We start from the raw sequence: 20,088 nt of genomic DNA on the forward strand, positions 1-20,088 counted from the left end.
GCTACTCTGCTTGCTTTTTGGTGCTTGCTTCTTTGATGATTTGATAAGTCTGGCTGCCCCAATCAAAGCGATAAAGCATTCCTTGCCATTCATAGGCGGTGCCATTTTCTTGCTGAACTACCCTAGCGTTGGCAGGTAAACTTGTTAACCCCTTACTATGGCTCATTTGGGTGCTAACTTGCGAGATAGGAGCACTTTGCACAGCTAAGGTTTGCTCATCTCTTTCTGCTTGTCGGTATGACGGCGAATGCCAGTTATTACGCCATGGCGTGATGGCATAATTGTCTTGAAAGCTATCTTGAAAACTGTCCTCAAAGCCATTCCAATGGCTCAATCTTGGATGGCGATAAGCAGCTCTATTTTGATAATAAGGGCTGTTGCCCCAACTGATACTTAATGATGAGCCAGAAGTCGCATAGGGATAACGTCTTGAGCCTTGATAGGGATATAATCCCCCATGGGTATAGGGAGTGTGATAATCATAGGAATTATACCTTGGAGTTAGCCACCGCGCTGAGCGGTGGGTATGTCTTTCACTATGATTAAGTTGATATTCTTGACTGAATGATACTCTAGGTTCATCTGCTTGAGCTGGGTTGCTGCTAAATAACAGTAACCACAGTGAGGAAAGCGTGAAAGCTTTCAAATTAAGCAGTGGCAGAGAAAGTGTCGTGATAGCATTGGCTATTTTACAGTGTGCCATAATGACGCCCAAGGCCGCTTAAGATAGCTAAAGTTTACTCCAATCTCTAGTACTTGAGTAGCCAAATTGAGTTAACTCGAGCAGATAAAAAATGCTATAGTGCGCGCCATAACGGGTTTGAAATAATAGGCATTTGGCTATGAGTTTTAAGGATTTACGCAGCTTTATTGACCACCTAGAAGCTAATGGCGAACTTAAGCGCATTAGTTATCCAGTTGATCCTTATTTAGAAATGACTGAAATTGCTGACCGAGTACTTCGCTCTGGCGGCCCAGCATTATTATTTGAAAACCCTAAAAATAACACCATGCCTGTGTTAGTTAATCTGTTTGGCAGCGCTAAACGGGTTGCCATGGCGTTGGGTAAAGAAGATCCCTTGGCCCTACGTGAAGTCGGTGAATTACTGGCGTTTCTAAAAGAGCCTGAGCCACCCAGTGGTTTTAAAGATGCCTTAGCTAAAATCCCTAAGTTTAAGCAAGCCTTTAACATGCCGCCAAAAACTGTACGCAATGCTCCTTGTCAGCAAGTGGTGATAACGGGTGATGATGTTGATTTAACGGCATTACCTATTCAACATTGCTGGCCAGATGATATTGCTCCCTTGGTTACTTGGGGTTTAACTATTACCAAAGGCCCTAGGCAGAAACGACAAAATTTAGGTATCTATCGTCAGCAATTGCTCGGTAAGAATAAGCTTATTATGCGCTGGCTTGATCACAGAGGCGGCGCATTAGATTTTAAAGATTTCCAAGAGCAGCACCCTGGTGAGCGTTATCCGGTGGTGGTGGCGTTAGGTAGCGATCCCGTGACCATTTTGGGCGCGGTCACGCCAGTGCCTGATTCTATGAGTGAATATGCCTTTGCAGGGCTGCTTAGAGGCGAGCGCACTGAAGTATGTAAGGCCATTAGTTGCGATTTAGAAGTTCCTGCAACCAGTGAGATCATTTTAGAAGGGTATATCGAAGCGGGTGAAATGGCGGAAGAAGGGCCTTATGGAGATCACACGGGTTACTACAATGAGACTGACAGTTTCCCTGTTTTTACCGTGACTCATATCACTAAACGTAAAGATGCCATTTATCACAGTACCTACACAGGTCGTCCGCCGGATGAGCCAGCTATGCTTGGGGTGGCACTTAATGAAGTGTTTGTGCCTATTTTACGCAAGCAATACCCTGAAATTATTGATTTTTATCTTCCGCCAGAGGGGTGCTCATACCGCATGGCAGTGATATCAATTCGCAAACAATATCCAGGGCATGCTAAGCGGGTGATGATGGGGGCTTGGTCATTCTTACGCCAGTTTATGTATACCAAATTTATTATTGTGGTGGATGAGGACGTCAATTGCCGCGACTGGCAGGACGTGATTTGGGCGATTACCACGCGTATGGACCCAACCCGCGACACCACATTGATCGATCATACCCCCATTGATTACCTCGACTTTGCGTCCCCTGTGGCAGGTCTTGGTTCAAAAATGGGCTTAGATGCCACCAACAAGTGGCCAGGTGAAACCCAAAGAGAGTGGGGCACACCTATTGTGATGGATCCTAAAGTAAAACAAAAGGTTGATGAGATCTGGGGCCAATTAGGCCTTTAATCCTAGGGGTGAAATGATCTTAATCTGTGTTGAAAACAGATCAAGTTTGCCCATAAAAATACAATTACCCTATATTTATAAGTACAGACCTTAATTAAAGGTGCAGAAAGGATGTTAGATGAAAACCATTCGTTGTCAGGTAGAAAAAATCACTCCATTTAATGATGCTGTTTATCAAGTTTTACTTAAACCTGAGGCTGGCTTTGAGTTTAAGGCTGGGCAATATCTTAGTGTTGTTATGGCAGAAAACGACAAGCGCCCTTTCTCTATAGCCTCAGCACCAGGTGCTGAACTGCTTGAGCTACATATAGGTGCAGCTGTGAGTGAAAGCTATCCAATGCAGGTGGTGGAGCGCTTAAAAACAGCGGCTCATATTGATATTGAAGCGCCTGCCGGCGAGGCATTTTTACGTCACCAGAGCAAAAGACCTAGACTAATGATTGCTGGTGGTACGGGTTTTTCTTACATTAAAAGCATCATAGAAGCACAGATTGCAATGGGCCAAACCGTACATACTCAAGTATATTGGGGTTGCCGTAATCAAGATGCCATGTACTACCAAAGTATTGCTCGCCAGTGGCATGAGGCCCACTCTTGGCTTGAGTTTGTTCCAGTGGTGGAAGATGCACCAGCAGATTGGCAAGGCAAGCAAGGCAATCTATTAACTCAAATTCAGCAAGATTTTGTTAGTTTAAACGGCTATGACATCTACATTGCTGGCCGCTTTGATATGGTGGGTGCGGCAAGGCAGGCATTTCGTGAGATGGGTGTCGAAGAAGCCTATTTATATGGTGATGCTTTCGCGTTTATTAAGTAAATAACCTATTTGTAACATCATCGTGGGAACGCTTATTAAGCCGAAGTCGCTCTTCGGCTTTTTTATTATATTTTTATTATTAATGTACCGAGGACATCATGGAATTTACTCAATTAAGCCAATCTCTTTATGATCAACTTTATCGTGATATTCGCGAGTTTCGCCAAACTTTCGATTTACCGCTCAATGATAAAAGCAGCTTAGATGCTAAAGCTGATATTTTACATACATCATTGATTATTGAGGAGTTGACAGAGTTAGCTCAAGCCGATAGCTTGATTGAACAAGCTGATGCCATTGTTGATTCTGTATATGTTTTGATGGGCCGCCTAGTGCATCTGGGCTCTAGCCAAGTTAAAGACACAGTGGAAGTCAGCTATTTAATAGATTTACTGTTAAATGTTGCTCGCAATTTAGGGGTTAACTTCATCGCCTGCTGGGATGAAGTACACTCAAGCAATATGAGTAAAGTTTGCCGTAATGAGCAAGAGTTTGTTGATACTCAAGATTTTTATGCGAAGCAAGGTGTTGAAATTGTTGGTAGCAAGCAAGGTGACTTTATCATTGCTAAGTGCGCAAAAGATGTGGTCATGGCTGGTAAAACAGTGCGCCAGGGTAAGGTTCTTAAATCGGTTTATTATCGTCCAGCAGATCTGAGTACAATTGTTAACGGATAATACATCTCTTATAAAGCGAATAGAACTATGCTTAGATCCGTGTTTGCAATAAATGTGAGCCTGGCTCTAAGCATAATGTAACCAGCGGAATTCAAAGAAAAACGGGATATATTACCCAAGTTGTAAATTTTATCGTCTCGTCAGTGGCTAAAGTTAAAAACGTCAGCAATAATTTGATGTTAGTGGATAAACTTAACATTAGCTTAAGTGCTCATTCATGATTAAAAGGACTTTAGGCTCGGTATCAGGCATGAGTTATCTGTTTCTCTATAGTTAAAATGATAAGAATCCTTATAGGTGGCGAACGTGAATAAATTACTCGGCTTTAAAAATTCCTTGATAGTCTCGATGGGCGTACTTATTGCGCTGTGTTTGTTAATTTCTAATTGGATGTCTTTTATTCAGATCCGTGACAGCACGATAGAAAGTGTCAATGAGACATCAACTAAAGTGGTGCAGTATGAAGCGAGAAAAGTCGAGACTTGGTTCCACTCCAAAGCTAAGGTGGTGGAACAGCTGGCGAGTAATTATCAGGCTGGGGTTTATCGTGATAATTTTGCAAGTTATGCTCGGCTAACAAAAGCCACCAGTGGCGTAACAGATATCTTTCTAGGCTTTGAGAATGGCAGTACTTACTCAACTGCAGTGGGTGCAGCTTGGGTTGATGGGGTTGCTAAGCAAGACATATACGACCCTAGGATAAGACCTTGGTATAAACAAGCTAGAGAGGTAAAGGTCGTTGATATTACTGATGTTTATGCGGATGCGACCACTGGGAATGACGTTATTTCTATTATGAAAGAGATGGGAGACGGCGTCGCTTTAGTGGATATAGAACTAACTATTCTGGCTGAAACCATTAAAAGCGTCACCTATTTAAACTCGGCGGCAGCGATTACCGATGGCAAAGGTAAAGTACTTGCGAGTAACACCCCAAGATTAAAAGTCGGAAGCCGACTTAGTGACTTAGGGCTTTCAAGTGTTGAGCAATCCATGTTGAGCCAAGATCAAATGATGCAAGAATATAGCATGGACTCTGGAGAGCAATTAGCCTTCTCCAAAGCTATTCAGCTGGTCAATGGCAAAAAATGGTACTTACTTATTAGTGTAGATAAAAGCCTAGCTTATGCAGCTTTAAGTGAGGCTCTTAACAAGGCGCTAGTGTCTTCTGTGGTTATGATTGCTATTGCTGTCGCGTTACTGCTTACGCTATTACACATTCTATATCGTCCTATTTTATTGTTAAAAGAAGTGGTTACTGATTTATCTAAAGGTAGTGGTGACTTGACTCGCCGGCTTCCTGTAAGCAGTCAGGATGACTTAGGTGAAATCTCTGAGGGGATCAATCAATTTATTTCCAAGCTCCAAGTGATGATGCGAGAAGTACTACAATCATCCGATCTTATCACCGCCAGTGTTGATAGGTTAAAAATTGAGACTGATTCGAATAGCCAAATTTTAGTCGCGCATACCACAGAGACTGAACAAATAGTTACTGCCATTGAAGAAATGAGTGCTACTGCTAATGATGTTGCCCGTAACGGTGCAGAAACTGCAGCCTTCACCCAAACGACTAATGAGCAAGCTATGGCGTCCAAGAGGGTGGTCGGTGAAGCGACTGAAACCGTAGCGCGCTTGGTGCGTGAAATGGATAACACGGCCAGTAACATCACTGATATTGATAGAGACACCATAGATATTACCAATGTGCTTAAAGTGATTGGTGATATCGCTGAGCAAACTAACCTATTGGCATTGAATGCGGCAATTGAAGCAGCAAGAGCGGGTGAACAGGGCCGAGGTTTTGCGGTGGTTGCCGATGAAGTAAGGGCGCTTGCTGCGCGTACTCAGACCAGTACCGCTGAAATTGAGCGCACCTTGGCTAAGCTTCGCAAGGGCTCTACTGCGGCAATTGATGCCATGGAAGTGACTAAAGGTACTTGCCTAAAAACAGCTGAAGCGACTGAAATGGTGGCTTCTGATTTAGATGCCATTAGTATTTCTGTAAATCAGATTAATGATTTGAATACTCAGATAGCGACAGCTGCAGAGGAGCAAAGCTCTGTTTCAGGTGAAATCACTCGTAATATGGCCGCCATCAGTGAAATGGCAAATGAGCTCTCTATTAATGGTCAAACTAGCTTAAAACAGACCTTGAATCTTGATCATGCCAATCAGCAACTGCGTGCAGTAGTGGGACGTTTCAAACTTGAATAAGATCTAATGCCATTGAGCCTGGATTTTTTCCTAGGTCAAAATGGCATTATGATAACTGAAGCAGCATTTATTAAGGCTTATCTAAAGCGGAACATTAGCTTGGATAAGCCTTTTTATTTTGCTGAAAAATGACGGCAATAATGACACTTTATTTTTGAACTTCAGCTTGATTTTAATTTAACCTTAAATAATAAAACTAACGGTAACATGATGACTCCAAGTAGTGATTTAGCTTTACGGCGCATAGCAGGGATACCCGGCCCCAGGTTAGCAGAAGCAGATAGGCCTGATAACTTCATTGATGCCTTTGCCTTGCAACAACAGATTTCACAACAAGTATGCCAGCAGGCGCTAACTGAGGTTATTGGTTGGAAGTGTTTACTTCCTGTAGTAGATAATGCACTCGGGGATACGAAATATGTGCTGGCCCCAATTTTTGCCGCAGAGACGATAATTGAATCTAAAAGTAGTGCAGCTATCAGCGCTCAATGTCGGCTATTCCCATCAGCTAAAAATATGGCGCGAGTCGAGCCTGAACTTGCTTTTGAATTCGGCACTGCATTACCCCCACAAGAGCAAGAATACACCAATGCACAGATAGATAACGCGATAGGAGGCGTGCGCCTGGCTTTAGAGCTTATTCAGAGTCGCTACAGTAAGCCTGCTGAAGTGAGTTACTTTGAAGCTCTAGCTGATGGTTTAGTGAATCAAGGTCTGTATCTTGGTCCTCATATCAACTATCCCCAAGAAGGGGGGCTAAGCTTGGTGGAAGCATTCGAACTGGAAGTGACTCAAGGTACAGGTACTATCGCTCAATCTCGTTGTTATTCGGCAAAGCATCCTAATAATAATCCTAAAGCTGGGCTTTATTGGTTGGTAAACTTTTTATCACAACAAGGTATCGGTATTAGCGCTGGCCAGCAGGTGATCACAGGCTCGTATGCAGGAGTATTAGATTTACCTTTAGATCAAGAAATTCATTTCCGCTATGGTGAGTTAGGCCAGTTTAAGCTGCAGTTTAAAGCGAAATAGCCTTTGTTAAACATTAGCAATAACCGCCGTCTTGCCACAACAGATTGATTATAAGTTACTTTTTTAGTCACCTATTTTCTTTCTCGTTAAATGAGCCGTTAAATTGCACTAATAATGAATATCATCTATTTTGGAGGTAGACATTTTTTATTCAAAAATATCGTAATTACCGTTACTTAGGGGAGATTTATGCAACAGGTTTTTGCAGTAGAAATTCAAAACTTCAAAAAAGTCTCAAAACTGCCTAATGCATGGAGTAACGAGGATTATCATGCCTTGATGGCGCTAATGGAGCTTGATGAAGGCCTTGAGGGAATGGATGCCACAGAGCTCAGGGAGATGTGCATGATGTCTCTAAGTGATTTAGAGCCTGCAGCAGCGGCTAAAGTTGTGTTGACTCATCAATTTTCAGAGGAACTTGCTGAAGGTAAAATTGACCAGCTCAGCTATGATTTAGCAGGTGATAGAATGTGGGAAGAATATTCTGATTGCCAATTACATCACAAACTATTTAGCTGTTACGCTTTACTAAGGGAAGCCTTTAATGGCATTTTTGCCGAGCCTACAGGAGTGATATTTAGTGTTAAAATTACTGCAGATGCTGACGCACTGACTGTTTTTGACGAGCCGCCTCATGCTGCAATGGTGCGTTTATTGGCTGTGGGCTTAAGCCCTGATGCCTTAATGCACAGATTATATGAAGACCAACTAAGTGGTGAAATTTTCGAAGAGGCAACTGGTATTTTGTGGCAATGTGAGCAAGTGAGTGCAACTGAACGAAGCCGAGAGTTTAGTTTAATTAGTTCAGCCTTCTGGTTTGCAGCCCTTGAGGGTATAGATGATTTTTCTGGGCAGACTCACAAAGATGCACAGCCAGATTAGGTAATCATATAATGAAAAGGCCAATACTTAAGTATCGGCCTTTTTGTTGATGAGCTAATTAATAACCAGTCATATTATAAAAACTAAGTGTTACTTAGTGGATCTCATGCTTATTTACAGCGCGATCTAATTTAGCGCGTATAACACTATCGCTGGCTTTCACTGATTCTAATAGGCTTAGTAATTCAGCATTTTCTGGAGCAGCCAAAATGACTAAGTTACTATCATTTTGCCACTCAAGTGTAAGACCTTTAGATTTTGCGAATGTTGCAGCATCGACATCAGCTTTAAGTTTTACGACTAATTGACCTGTTAAAGTGCCAAATGGTATACCACTCTCAGTTACTATCAGCTGATCTTTACTTAGAGCTTGGGCTTTTTGAACGCCTGTTTTGGTCTTGATGTAATGTGAGCTTAAACCTAAAAATTCCGCTCTTGATACACTTGTCTTAGTCGGTGCGTTGGCGCCATCTTCAGTCAGAACAATCTTATCGTGAGCTAGGGCTTGTGAAGACAAAGCGACCATTGCAGTAAGCAATGTTAATTTTACTAATTTCATATCTATACTCCTTAAATCAGATTAACTAGCTTTATGGCCGTGGAAACGGATAGACCAGCCTTTAAGTTCACCGTTGGCTTCATTTGGAATGGTAATTGCGCCCGCTACATCATACTTGTAGAAGCTATAATCACCGCTATTAACGTCGATAACTTTAAGCGTCCATTCACCTTTAGTTGATTCACCATAGAATGCGTTTGACAGCATAGGTGTTTCATCATAACCAGTGACTAAATCATTTGGATCTGTAGCATCCATCACGCCTTGATACACCATACCGTTATATGGAGTCATGATAACGCTTTTAGTACCAGCTGGAGAGATAAGTTCAACTGCAAGGTCAGGTAGACGTAAGTGATTGGCTGTAAGTTCTATCTGAACGGCTTCAACAATAAGATCTTCTTCGATAGCAAGTTTGTCACTAGCACCTTTTAGATCTTGATCTGGAATTGCTGTTGTTAAATCAGCAGACTTTACCCAATCCGTTACAACATATTCACCTAGAACAGTTTTATATTCTTGAGCTGCTTTTACTGCTGCGCTTACATCTACACGGCCAAAGCCGTATAGATTATGAAAGTTAAGACCTGCAGCGTTTGTTTCCCAGCCTGCGATAGCTGTGTATTCTAGTGCATCTTCAGCGGTACCTAACTTAACTGTTTTTGCTTTGATTTCAGCATCCACTTTAGTGGCTGTTGTCGCTAAAACATGGCGAACATCACGCCAAGTCAGTGCTGGATTTGCACTCATTATCATAGCTACAGCACCAGAAGTATTGGGCGCTGCTGAAGAGGTGCCATTCATAGTTGACGTATAGTTACAATCTAAGTTTAATGGATGTAAACCACCATGGAATGGAGTACCTGGACGATCTTCAGTTTTGGCATTACCGTTAACGCAACCTTCTCTATCGGTAGTAACGATAGCTGGGTTGTCTTCACCATATTCGCCACCTGGTGCAGTAACAAATATGTTAGCCCCTACAGAGGAATAGCTAGATAACTCACCTTTAGCATTGACGGCACTTACAACCAAGTTGTAAACGTTAGCGTTATCGGTTGACATGTTCGAGTTATGAAAAGGCAAACCATTGTTTGCTGGTATACCGGCTGTGCGAGCAGAGAAGTAATCGCCTGGTAGCCAGAATGTGCCAGCAGAACGGAAATATTTATAACCATTACCTGCAGATTTTACAAAAATAGCCCCTTTACCGTCAGAACTAGTAGTCGCGACGTCGGCATAGATTTCAAGCTCGTCTTTATCAAAGCCATGTGGGTATGGCACACTATAGCCATAGCTTTGGTTAAATACGCGGGCATAATCACTCAGTGAATTACCACCATGGGACTTCACGAAGTTCTCAAAGGTTTGCACACTTGTAACTTTACCGGTTGGGTCGCTATCTAGGAAGTTAAAGCCTATTAACTTAGCTTTTGGTGCAACACCACGGCCGCCAATATCATTCCAACCTTCAGATGCTATGATGCCGCCAACTGCAGTACCATGACTAGCTTCCCCACTAAAAGGTGTTGGATCAATGGTGCCTGTAATCAGGTTGTATGAACCACCAGATACTACATTGTTTTTAAGATCTGGATGGGCGATTTCTAAACCATCATCAACTACAGCTACAGTAACCCCTTCACCGAATACTTTTGCTGCTATTGCCCCTGCAACATTCATGTCTTCGCCAGCTTTTCCGCGGTTAATGGCAAATGAGCTTTGACCTGAGTTATTTAAGTGCCATTGATGAACATATAAAGGATCGCCGCCTTTAATATCAATAGTTAAAGTTGAAGTCGAATCAGCTTTACCATCAGTTACTTTAAATTGAACAACTTCTTTACCTTCAGTTGCGTCAGTTAAATAAGTGAATTTACCGCTAGCAGCGTCAACTAAGGTTAATGTACCTAATTTGATATCACTTGCGTTTACAATTGAAAATAAGACTTTATCTTCAGCATCTTTACCATCTAATTGGCCTGATAACATGATTGATTGAGTCGTATTGAAAGTAACATCAGCACTCACTGGAGGTGTATTCACTTTTTCAGGCGCTATACTATCACTACCACAGCCTGCCAACATGGCGGCTGTAATACTTATTGCAACAAGAGATTTACGCATTTAACATTCCTTTATTGTTATACAAACAAGCATAAATCAACCACTAAACAACAGTTATGCTTAATAACATGTCTACGCTTTGTATATAAAAATCTAAATAAATTATTTGATATGTGCAACATACCGAGCGTGTTTTTATCACAAAATTAACAAAAGTGAAATAAATAGCTTCGTTATTCATATTGTTTGTCGTAAATTTAAGCAAATTTAAATTTCAGTTAGCCTTAGTAATCAGGATTACTCTGGTATAAGTTGAATCGAGTTAGCAATTCATGGAAATTAAGGAAAGTGTTCCTCATTCTCTGTCAAATGAAGCTCACAGTGTAGAGAATGAATTTGGCCATTAGGTTAGAAGTCTTGCCATATATAAAGTAATCCGTTAAACGCTAATCAAGCAAAGACACTGACTCATTTCTGCCCAAAAAATAAGTTGGGGCTGAGTCTCGTGAGGACTGCCAGATTACTTAAAATAGGCTGTAATCTTTCAGGCTAACAGATACGCAAATGCTGAAAAGGCGAACCATGGTGATTTGCGAGCCGACCGTCCGACCCATGGATGGGGCGGACGAGCATCCAATGACGGACTTGCTGGCTGTCTGTGAGTGCCATGGTTCGACTATTCTATGGCGCTAAGTTTGTTAGCCTTGTTGCTAATAAATCAGTGTTGCAACCCCAAGCAGGGTAAATAGTAGGGCGCAGCCTCTGTGGATGAGGGTTAGCGGCAGCTTTTCTGCGCTGAAATGTCCGGCGATCACCACGGGCACATTGGCGATTAACATGCCTAACGTTGTGCCTAGCACTACCCAAGTCAGTGACTCATAACGGGCGGACAAAATCACTGTGGCGATTTGGGTTTTATCGCCCATTTCGGCCATGAAAAACAACACAAACGTCGCGGCAAAAGCGCCGAGGCGGTAAAAACCTTCATTGCTGTCATCCATTTTGTCCGGCACCAGTACCCATACAGCCATGGCAAAGAATGAGGCGGCAATTAAGTAGCTGCCAATTTGTGGGTTAAGCCAAGTGATTAACCATTGCCCAAGCCAAGCAGCGGCAAAATGATTTAATAAGGTGGCCAGCAAAATGCCTGTGATAATCGCGGTTTTGTTTTTGAATCTAGCGGCAAGAAGTAAAGCCAGTAGCTGAGTTTTATCGCCAATTTCAGCGACGGCAACGGCAAACGTTGATGTGATAAAAGCGTCCAAATCGGTATCTCAGGGGTAAATAACAGCTAAGCACAAGCAGCCGCATACCCCATGATGCAGTCGCCGTGCTTAGGTCTTGCTGGGCGGTTTACTATGATGGATATGCATCTTAACCGCTGTGATTACCATGGCATGTTGCCAAGTATGTTGATACTCACCCCAAGGTCATCGAAACGTTAACCTTGGTTAGCTACTCCCCTAAATACGAGACCGGCATTATATCTGCAAATCAGCTAAGTTCAAGCTTACTCTTTTAGCGAGAGAGGCTTGCTTGAGCCTGTGTGCATCTGCTAATGTCGAAATACTAATAAAAACACAGATATTACTTAAAAGAATAACAATAGGATATAACGAGTGAATTTAAAGATTTTAGGTTCCATTGCCATAGTTGCAGGAACAGCCATCGGGGCCGGAATGCTTGCTTTGCCATTGGCGACAGCGGCTTTAGGTGTCATTCCTACCGTGTTGCTCTTGTTGGTTATTTGGGGCGTGTCAGCTTATACCTCATTGTTAATGTTAGAAATTAACTTAAAGTCAGGTGTTGGCGATAACGTGCATGTTATTACAGGAAAAACCTTAGGTAAGACAGGTCAGCTTATTCAAGGGGCGTCTTTTCTGAGTTTGCTATTTGCGTTAACGGCCGCTTATCTCACAGGTGGCTCTTCTCTGTTAGTACTAAAGGCACAGGCTTTTTTTGATGTTGTGCTAGATAAACAATTGGCTGTGTTACTTTTTACTGTGTTTTTAGGTGGTTTTGCGGCTTTTGGTGTAGCTTGGATTGATAAAGCCTCAAGATTACTGTTTTCTTTGATGGTGGCATTACTGATTTTGGTGGTGATGTTTTTATTGCCTGATGTTGAAATGGGTACCTTAGTCAGTGGTGGCGCTAGCTTAATGAGCACGGGTGCTGGCATGGATGTGTGGATGGCTGCTATCCCTGTAGTATTTACATCGTTTGGTTTTCACGTGTGTATTGCCACATTAGTGGGTTACCTTGAGGGTGAAGCGAAAACGTTACGTAAAGTGCTATTGATTGGTTCAACCTTGCCGCTTGTGTGCTACTTTTTATGGCTGACGGTGACCTTGGGCACTTTAGGCGGTGAGACCATCAATGGCTTTAATGGCTCCTTAGGGGCACTAGTGAGTGCGCTGCAAGCGGTTGCTGAATCTGAACTTGTCAGTAAGTGTATTGGCTTATTTGCCGATCTGGCGCTGATCACCTCCTTCTTGGGCGTCACCATGAGTTTATTTGATTTTGTTGCTGAGTTAACCAGAGCGAAATCAAACGTGTTGGGTCGTTTACAGACCTGGTTAATCACCTTTGTACCGCCGCTGTTATGCGCGTTATATTACCCAGACGGCTTTGTTAAAGTACTAGGCTTTGCGGCTATACCCTTGGTATTTATGATTATATTCTTGCCAATTGCCATGGCATTAGGCCAGCGTAAGCAGCAGCAGGGCGGTTATGAAGTCTCTGGTGGCACCTTTGCGCTAATGTTAACTGGGTTGGTGGGCTTGATGATAGTACTCGCTCAACTCTGGGTAGCGATGTAATTTTCGGCTGCAAACGTTGTAACTTTGTAAGCGAGTTTTACAAAGTCTATTATTACGCTAAAACAATATGATAAAGTCAGCGTCTATGCGTCTTGCATAACGCTGACTTTTTTATTTGTCCTGAATCTAATACCAATCGTATTAATTATCTGGTCATTCAGCGGGAATTCAAAGGAGATTAATCAAGGCTGAGGCTTGAAGGCATAGTGGTGCTATGTCAAAAGTCTTCAACGCAGAGGAGTCTCCCTTGAAACCCGCCCCTTGGGAGCGTCTCAAGCGTTCCTCTTCATCGTTGCATTAATTTGAAAGGGAATAACCCTTACTGCATTAATGCGCCTTGAATTGAAAAGCTTGAGGCGCTCTGATAGATCACATAATTAATGTGATTGGTATAAGTTAACACTGAGCTTATATCGCCCTTTGGGACTGGTTTTATCTCTATTCCCCAACAAATGGAATTCAACAATGAAAAAATGGTTACTGAGCGTCGCAATTGCGGCAAGCTTTAGCGCCCAAGCCGATGAAGGCATGTGGCAACCGCACCAATTACCTGCAATGGCTGATGAATTAAAAGCTAAAGGGTTAGAAATCGATGCTAAATCAATTTCTAAACTGACAGAGTTCCCAATGAACGCCGTTATCAGCCTAGGTGGCTGTACTGCGTCATTTGTATCGCCAAAAGGCTTAGTGGTCACCAACCATCACTGTGCTTATGGCGCTATTCAGTACAATTCAACCCCTGAGAAAAATCTGTTAAAAGACGGTTTCTTGGCTAAAACATTCAGTGAAGAATTGCCTGCAACCCCAGGCTCGCGCATTTTTGTTACCGAAGCTGTGACAGATGTAACGGCAAAAATAAAAGCCGGTGAGATGGAAAAAACCGGTAATGATTTTTATAAAGGCATAGAAAGCAAAGAAAAAGCCTTAGTGGCCGAATGTGAAAAAGAGCCGGGCTACCGCTGCCAAGTGTACAGCTTCCATGGTGGACTTGAGTATTACCTCGTTAAACAGATGGAAATCCGTGACGTGCGTTTAGTCTATAACCCAGCTGCAAGTGTGGGTAAATACGGCGGTGATATCGATAACTGGATGTGGCCGCGCCATACTGGTGACTTCTCGTTCTACCGCGCTTATGTGGGTAAAAACGGTAAGCCTGCGGACTTTAGCAAAGATAACGTGCCTTTTGAGCCAAAAAGCTTCCTTAAAGTGTCGGCTAAAGGCGTAAGCGAAGGTGATTTTGTGATGGTGACCGGCTACCCAGGTAGCACAAATCGTTACCGCACCGCCAGCGAAGTGAAAAATCAGTTCGAGTGGGCTTACCCTGAAGGCAAGATGCTGCGTGAGCGTTATATCGACATCATCAAAGAAACGGCGCCAGAGGGGAGCGATGAACGCATTAAGTATGAAAGCTTAATCGCAAGCCTTGCAAACTACGCTAAAAACTTCACCTCTATGATCGAGTTTTACGGTAAGTCGACCATGTTGGCCGATCGTCAAAACATAGAGACTGAATTAGCTCAGTGGATAGCTAAAGATCCTAAGCGTCAGCAGCAGTATGGCAGCACCTTAGCCAAGCTTGATGAATTAGTGGCCAAAGGTCAGCAAAACCAACAGCGCGATATTCTATTAGGTTACATAGGTTACACCACCATGATGACCACAGCCCGCGACTTGTACCGCTTAGCTAATGAGAAAACCTTAGCCGATATGGATAGAGAGCCAGGTTATCAAGACCGCGATATGACCAATTTTAAGTCGAGCATGGAACGTATTGACCGTCGCTACGCGCCAAGTGTCGATAAAGCGGTATTGTTAGATTTATTAAGCCGTTACGCGGTATTGCCTGCTGATAAGCGTATTGCTGCGTTAGATAAAGTATTTGCTATTGACGCAAACTTCAGCAAAGACAAGCTAGCTAAAACCTTAGACGCCATGTACGCCAATACTAAACTTGGCGAGCAAGCGAGCCGTTTAAGCTGGATGAACAAGTCTGTTGCTGAGTTTAAAGCATCGAACGATCCTTTCATCAAGATGGCAGTGGCGCTATTTGAAAGCGACATGGCAAGAGAGCAAGAGAAGAAGCAGCTTGCTGGTGACCTAATGAAGGTGCGTCCACAATACATGGATGCCATCATCGCCTATAACCGTGAGTTAGGTAAGCCTGTGTATGCCGATGCTAACTCGAGTCTGCGCGTGAGCGTGGGTCATGTGAAAGGGTATTCACCTCAGGATGGCTTAAAGGCCGTGCCATTTACTCGTCTTGAAGGCATTTTGGCTAAAGATACTGGCGTGGACCCATTTGATGCGCCTAAAAAGCAACTCGAGCTTATCAAGGCCAAGCAGTATGGTGATTTCTATGTGAAATCAATCGATTCTGTGCCAGTTAACTTCTTATCGACGCTAGATACTACTGGCGGTAACTCAGGTTCACCGACCTTAAACGGCCGCGCTGAATTGGTTGGTCTACTGTTTGATGGCGTTTATGAGAGCATCATAGGTGACTGGTCATATAACGACAGCAACAACCGTTCTATTCAGATTGATAGCCGTTACATGTTATGGGTGATGAAGTATTTAGATAATGCCGATAATCTATTAGCTGAAATGGAAATCGTCCATTAAGTAATACAGCAGTAATCCTAAGTTAGGGATTATGAGAGTATCGAAAGTAACGCTTTAAGTTCTGCGGCCTCCAGGGGCCGCATTTTATTTTCTGCTACTTCACCAAATTCTTTCGAGTTCAGCTCAAGCTTCATGATAGCTGTGCGCTGTAAATCTATGACCTTATAGCCCAGCGCCTGACACATGCGCCTAATTTGTCGATTTAAGCCTTGAGTGAGTATTATCTCAAACCTGTCCGCACTAAGGCGCCTGGCTTCACAGGCACGGGTGAGCACATCGGCATACTTTACCCCGCAAGAAAGCGCCTTAATGTCATCATCAGAGATAGGTTTATTAGCTTGTACGTTATAGGTTTTATGGTGATGAAAATCTGGGTGCATCAGTTTATGAGTCAAGTCACCGTCATTGGTCAGCAGTAACAAACCGCGAGAGTCTTTATCTAACCTGCCAGCAGGATAGAGCCTGGGTGCATCTTTGGGGAGTCGATGAATAAGGCTAGTTGGGTCTTGAGGCAATAAGCGGCAATCCACCCCCACAGGCTTATGGTACAAGTAGTAGGCTTTGGTTTCAGGTTCGACTCTGCTGCCATCCACAAGTAGGTGAGGGGGATTATCAGCCTCAACGGTATCCGTGTGCAGAGCCTGCCTCCCATCTAGCGCTACTCGCCCCGCTTCTATCAAGCGGCTGGCTTGACGCCTTGAAGCAACACCGCACTTAGCAAGATACTGAGCTAAACGCATGCTATTAATCCAAATTTAATCAATGAGATTTCATCTAGAAAACTTAACCCCGTGGGCGCAGGTAAACGATAACAATCGCAACCAAAGCCAAGATCATACAGTACCAAGCGTTAGCAACGGCAACTAACGGGGTGATGCTAAAGGTCGCCGCCACTAATAAGGCTTGGGCACCATGGGGAATTAAACCTTGAATAATGCAGGCGAAAATATCCAATACACTGGCGGCGCGCTTTGGGCTGACGCCGTGTTTAGTAGCAAGGGATTTGGCTATGTCACCAGTAACTACAATAGATACAGTATTATTGGCGACACAAGTATTGGTGCCGGCAACAATGGCGGCCATGCCAAATTCGGCAGCTCTTGGTGATTGAGTTTGCTCGCTATTTGAATAACGGTTGATAGCACGCTCGATAAATTGACTCACAAAGGCAAGGCCGCCACGCTGCTGCATTAATGCTGCTAAGCCGCCGACTAACATGGAAAGAATGAAGATTTCCTGCATATTGCTAAAGCCAGTGTAAATATCATTGCCCAGTTGGATCACAGAATATTCTGGATTGAGCAGTCCTACTGCGCCCGCTAAAACGATACCTAAGCCCAAGACTAAGAATACATTCAGCCCAGCAACCGCCAATACCAAAATAGTGATGTAAGGCAGTACCTTAATAACATCAATCTCTTGGGCGGCAAGGGCTTGTTCTGTCAATGCTGCTTGGCCTTGGCCAGCAAAGGTGAAGGCAATTAAGGTGAGTAGTGCTGCGGGAGCGGCAAAAATTAAATTCTCACGGAATTTATCTTTCATTTCACAGCCTTGGGTACGAGTGGCGGCTATGGTGGTATCAGAAATTATTGATAAATTATCACCAAACAGCGCCCCTGACATTACCGCGCCTGCCATTAAAGCGAAATCAATTTGGGCTTGGTCGGCAATGCCTACGGCAACGGGGGCAACGGCGGCGATAGTGCCCATAGAGGTGCCCATGGCGGTGGCAATAAAGGCGGCAATCACAAAAAAGCCGGGTAAAAGTAAATCATTAGGGATAAACGACAACCCCAAAGCCACGGTGGCATCAACGCCGCCAGTGGCTTTGGCGACAGCGGCAAAGCCGCCAGCCAGTAAATAAATGAGACACATGGCAATAATATTGCTGTGACCAATACCTGCGATAAAGGTTTCTATGGCTTGGTTTATCTGTTGCTTAGATAAGATCAATGCCAAGACTATGGCCGGCAGAATGGCGATGACACTCGGCAATTGGTAAAAAGCGTAATCCACATCTTGGCTCTGAAAGTACAGGCCTGCACCAATAAATAGGCTTAGAAATAGGAATAAGGGTAATAGGGCAATAAAAGACGCTGGACTGGTTTTATTTAAACTATGTGATTGACTCAAAAGCAATTCTCTCTATTTTTAGCATCGAAAATATTATCTAAATGGACCAATATTAGCCTGCTTAATGATTGTTCTTGTTACCTCATCATAACAAGTCAGCCTTAGAATAGGAGATTATTTTTACTGAGTCAATATGGACGTCTAGACTTCTTTGCTTCCGTGGTGCGTTTAGTGTCTGTTTGCACAAAAAAAACTCATTTAGAAGTCCGCATCCAGTTGGAAGTGCAGTGGCTTACCACTTACTGGGTGGGTGAAACTTAACGACTCTGCGTGTAGGTGAAGCCGAGTGCCACGAACGCCATAGAGGTCATCGCCCATAATCGGCAGGTTAAGCCCCTGAACATGAGCACAATGGACTCTAAGCTGATGAGTACGACCGGTTTTAGGGTAGAGGAATACTTTTGTATACTCCCCTTGATTGGCAATGATTTGCCAGCGGGTGTCGGCGTTTTTGCCATGCTCATGACACACCAATTGCCTGGGCCTGTCATCTAAATCGCCGCGAAGGGGCAGGGAAATACTGCCTTCATCACCTAAGGTTGTTGATAATTGACCATCCAGTAGGGCGACATACCGCTTAGTGACGCTGCGCTGAATAAACTGTTTTTGCAGTAGTTCATGGGTTTGCTTATTAAGAGCTATCACCATCAGACCTGAGGTCGACATGTCTAACCTGTGGACTATGATGGGGCCGCTGGCACTTGGAAAGTCACGAATGATACGGGTGTGCACGCTATCGCTAATGTTTTTCCCCGGCACAGATAAAAACTCAGCCGGCTTATTGATGACCAGCAAGTGTTCATCCTGATAGATGACAGTGAGCTGCTTATCATCTGCGGGGTTTTCCAATAATGGATTGGGATCCACCTTTAGGCCTTCTAGCATATGGCTTAGGATAGGTTGGCACTTTCTTAGGCAAGCGGGATAAAATTGCCCGTGACGACGCACTTGAGATTTAGGTGGCGTGCCCCACCAAAATTCTGCCATGGCCAGCGGCGTGAGTGAGTGGCGGTATGCGTAGTGTAATAATTTAGGTGCCGCGCACTCGCCTGCACCCGCAGGTGGAGTACGCTCAACTGTAGCTGCAAAAATATCGCCTAAACTTTTTTGGGCGCCGTTGGCATTTAAAAATGTATATTGATCAAATAGTCGTTGCTGTAGTGCACTAGAACGCTGTTTACGATCGAGTTTAAGCGAATCTAGCACCTTGTTGAATGTATCTAATTCCAGTTTTACAGCAGCAATTTTAGTGTCCCAACTGAGTTTTAGGTCTCGCAATTGAAGCTTTTCCGCTACGCTCTGCTGATTAAGTGTAAGCTCAGCCGCCTGAAGGTCTTGGTTGTGCAACGTCAACGCAAGCTCTGCTCTTTGGGCTTTTCTGTGTTTGCGCCTTTCTATCATAAGCCCTCTGTGGGCCTCGATTGCAGCAATGGCGGCTTGGTTTAACTCCTGTAGTTGTGCTGTGAGCTGATGGCGTTTGGGGTTATCTTGTAGCAAGGTTATTTTTTGATTAAGGTCATTTATTATCTTGTTTTCAGCAAGGAAAAAATCATCTTGATGCAGCATGTCAAATACCGGCGGCACGAAGCCTGGCAGATGATTATTGTTAGCTAGTTTTCCTGAAAATGCTGCCAGATAGCCAAGTTCACCCTGCCGATTTTGTACAAGCATGACACCAAACATCTTACCGATGACATTGTGTTTATCATCAGTTAGCCCAAAGTTATGCTGCCATTCATTCTGCTGGTTGAGATGCAGCTGTAACTCCTCGGCGGCCATAATGCACAAGGGATGCGGCTGATAATAAAACGGGAAGGTAAAGCGTTCGGGTAATGGGTGATGATCAATTGCGACGTTAAAGGGCGTAAAACAAGTGGGTATAGAAGGCATAAAGGTTTCTGGCGTTGGTGGCATAAGCAGGGGCAATGGTAACCTGCTTTGGTCTGCTTGTCTCTTT

At 43.6% G+C, this 20,088-nt stretch carries 15 protein-coding genes; 8 read left to right on the forward strand and 7 right to left on the reverse strand.

Annotation, left to right across the window (positions count from 1 at the left end; translation table 11 throughout):
• Position 1: 1 nt before the first annotated feature.
• On the reverse strand, positions 2-703 hold the full coding sequence (locus tag H5073_RS06660; protein ID WP_182678187.1) for a hypothetical protein: 702 nt from the start codon (positions 701-703) through the stop codon (positions 2-4).
• 139 nt (positions 704-842) lie between these two features.
• Here H5073_RS06660 and ubiD point away from each other — a divergent pair, with 139 nt between their 5' ends.
• The 6 genes from ubiD (at position 843) to H5073_RS06690 (ending at position 7,931) form a co-directional block, all read left to right on the forward strand.
• Positions 843-2,306 carry a 4-hydroxy-3-polyprenylbenzoate decarboxylase gene (gene ubiD, locus H5073_RS06665; protein WP_182678189.1) on the forward strand — a complete coding sequence of 488 codons (1,464 nt, stop codon included), beginning with the start codon at positions 843-845 and terminating at the stop codon, positions 2,304-2,306.
• A 118-nt stretch (positions 2,307-2,424) separates the two neighbouring features.
• Complete coding sequence (gene fre, locus H5073_RS06670) at positions 2,425-3,123, forward strand: NAD(P)H-flavin reductase (protein WP_182678190.1); 699 nt, start codon at positions 2,425-2,427, stop codon at positions 3,121-3,123.
• Positions 3,124-3,221: 98 nt separating this feature from the next.
• Positions 3,222-3,800: a nucleoside triphosphate pyrophosphohydrolase family protein gene (locus H5073_RS06675; RefSeq protein WP_182678192.1), complete on the forward strand. Its 579-nt coding sequence runs from the start codon at positions 3,222-3,224 to the stop codon at positions 3,798-3,800.
• A gap of 306 nt (positions 3,801-4,106) precedes the next feature.
• Positions 4,107-6,017, forward strand: a complete 1,911-nt coding sequence (locus tag H5073_RS06680) for a methyl-accepting chemotaxis protein (RefSeq protein WP_310734234.1) — start codon at positions 4,107-4,109, stop codon at positions 6,015-6,017.
• Positions 6,018-6,224: 207 nt separating this feature from the next.
• On the forward strand, positions 6,225-7,049 hold the full coding sequence (locus tag H5073_RS06685; RefSeq protein ID WP_182678193.1) for a hydratase: 825 nt from the start codon (positions 6,225-6,227) through the stop codon (positions 7,047-7,049).
• 189 nt (positions 7,050-7,238) lie between these two features.
• Positions 7,239-7,931: a hypothetical protein gene (locus H5073_RS06690; protein WP_182678195.1), complete on the forward strand. Its 693-nt coding sequence runs from the start codon at positions 7,239-7,241 to the stop codon at positions 7,929-7,931.
• A 94-nt stretch (positions 7,932-8,025) separates the two neighbouring features.
• Here H5073_RS06690 and H5073_RS06695 read toward each other — a convergent pair whose 3' ends face one another.
• From H5073_RS06695 to H5073_RS06705, 3 genes are all read right to left on the reverse strand, one after another.
• Complete coding sequence (locus tag H5073_RS06695) at positions 8,026-8,490, reverse strand: hypothetical protein (RefSeq protein ID WP_182678197.1); 465 nt, start codon at positions 8,488-8,490, stop codon at positions 8,026-8,028.
• Positions 8,491-8,511: 21 nt separating this feature from the next.
• Positions 8,512-10,617, reverse strand: a complete 2,106-nt coding sequence (locus H5073_RS06700; protein WP_182678199.1) for a S8 family serine peptidase — start codon at positions 10,615-10,617, stop codon at positions 8,512-8,514.
• Positions 10,618-11,267: 650 nt separating this feature from the next.
• On the reverse strand, positions 11,268-11,822 hold the full coding sequence (locus H5073_RS06705; RefSeq protein WP_182678202.1) for a TMEM165/GDT1 family protein: 555 nt from the start codon (positions 11,820-11,822) through the stop codon (positions 11,268-11,270).
• A gap of 354 nt (positions 11,823-12,176) precedes the next feature.
• Between H5073_RS06705 and H5073_RS06710 the strand changes: the two genes are divergently transcribed.
• Both H5073_RS06710 and H5073_RS06715 read left to right on the forward strand, forming a co-directional pair.
• A complete protein-coding gene (locus H5073_RS06710; protein WP_182678204.1) occupies positions 12,177-13,376 on the forward strand; it encodes an aromatic amino acid transport family protein in 1,200 nt (399 codons plus the stop codon).
• 465 nt (positions 13,377-13,841) lie between these two features.
• Positions 13,842-15,998, forward strand: coding sequence for a S46 family peptidase (locus tag H5073_RS06715; protein ID WP_182678206.1), 2,157 nt, complete (start codon positions 13,842-13,844; stop codon positions 15,996-15,998).
• A 29-nt stretch (positions 15,999-16,027) separates the two neighbouring features.
• Here H5073_RS06715 and H5073_RS06720 read toward each other — a convergent pair whose 3' ends face one another.
• From H5073_RS06720 to H5073_RS06730, 3 genes are all read right to left on the reverse strand, one after another.
• Positions 16,028-16,738, reverse strand: a complete 711-nt coding sequence (locus tag H5073_RS06720; RefSeq protein WP_182678208.1) for a 23S rRNA pseudouridine(2604) synthase RluF — start codon at positions 16,736-16,738, stop codon at positions 16,028-16,030.
• Positions 16,739-16,781: 43 nt separating this feature from the next.
• Positions 16,782-18,131: a Na+/H+ antiporter NhaC family protein gene (locus H5073_RS06725; protein ID WP_182678210.1), complete on the reverse strand. Its 1,350-nt coding sequence runs from the start codon at positions 18,129-18,131 to the stop codon at positions 16,782-16,784.
• Positions 18,132-18,329: 198 nt separating this feature from the next.
• Entirely contained in the window at positions 18,330-20,021 is a 1,692-nt protein-coding gene (locus H5073_RS06730; RefSeq protein ID WP_182678314.1) for an RluA family pseudouridine synthase, read from the reverse strand.
• Positions 20,022-20,088 lie beyond the last annotated feature (67 nt).

It is taken from the genome of Shewanella sp. SR44-3 (assembly GCF_014163735.1).
GTDB lineage: Bacteria > Pseudomonadota > Gammaproteobacteria > Enterobacterales > Shewanellaceae > Shewanella.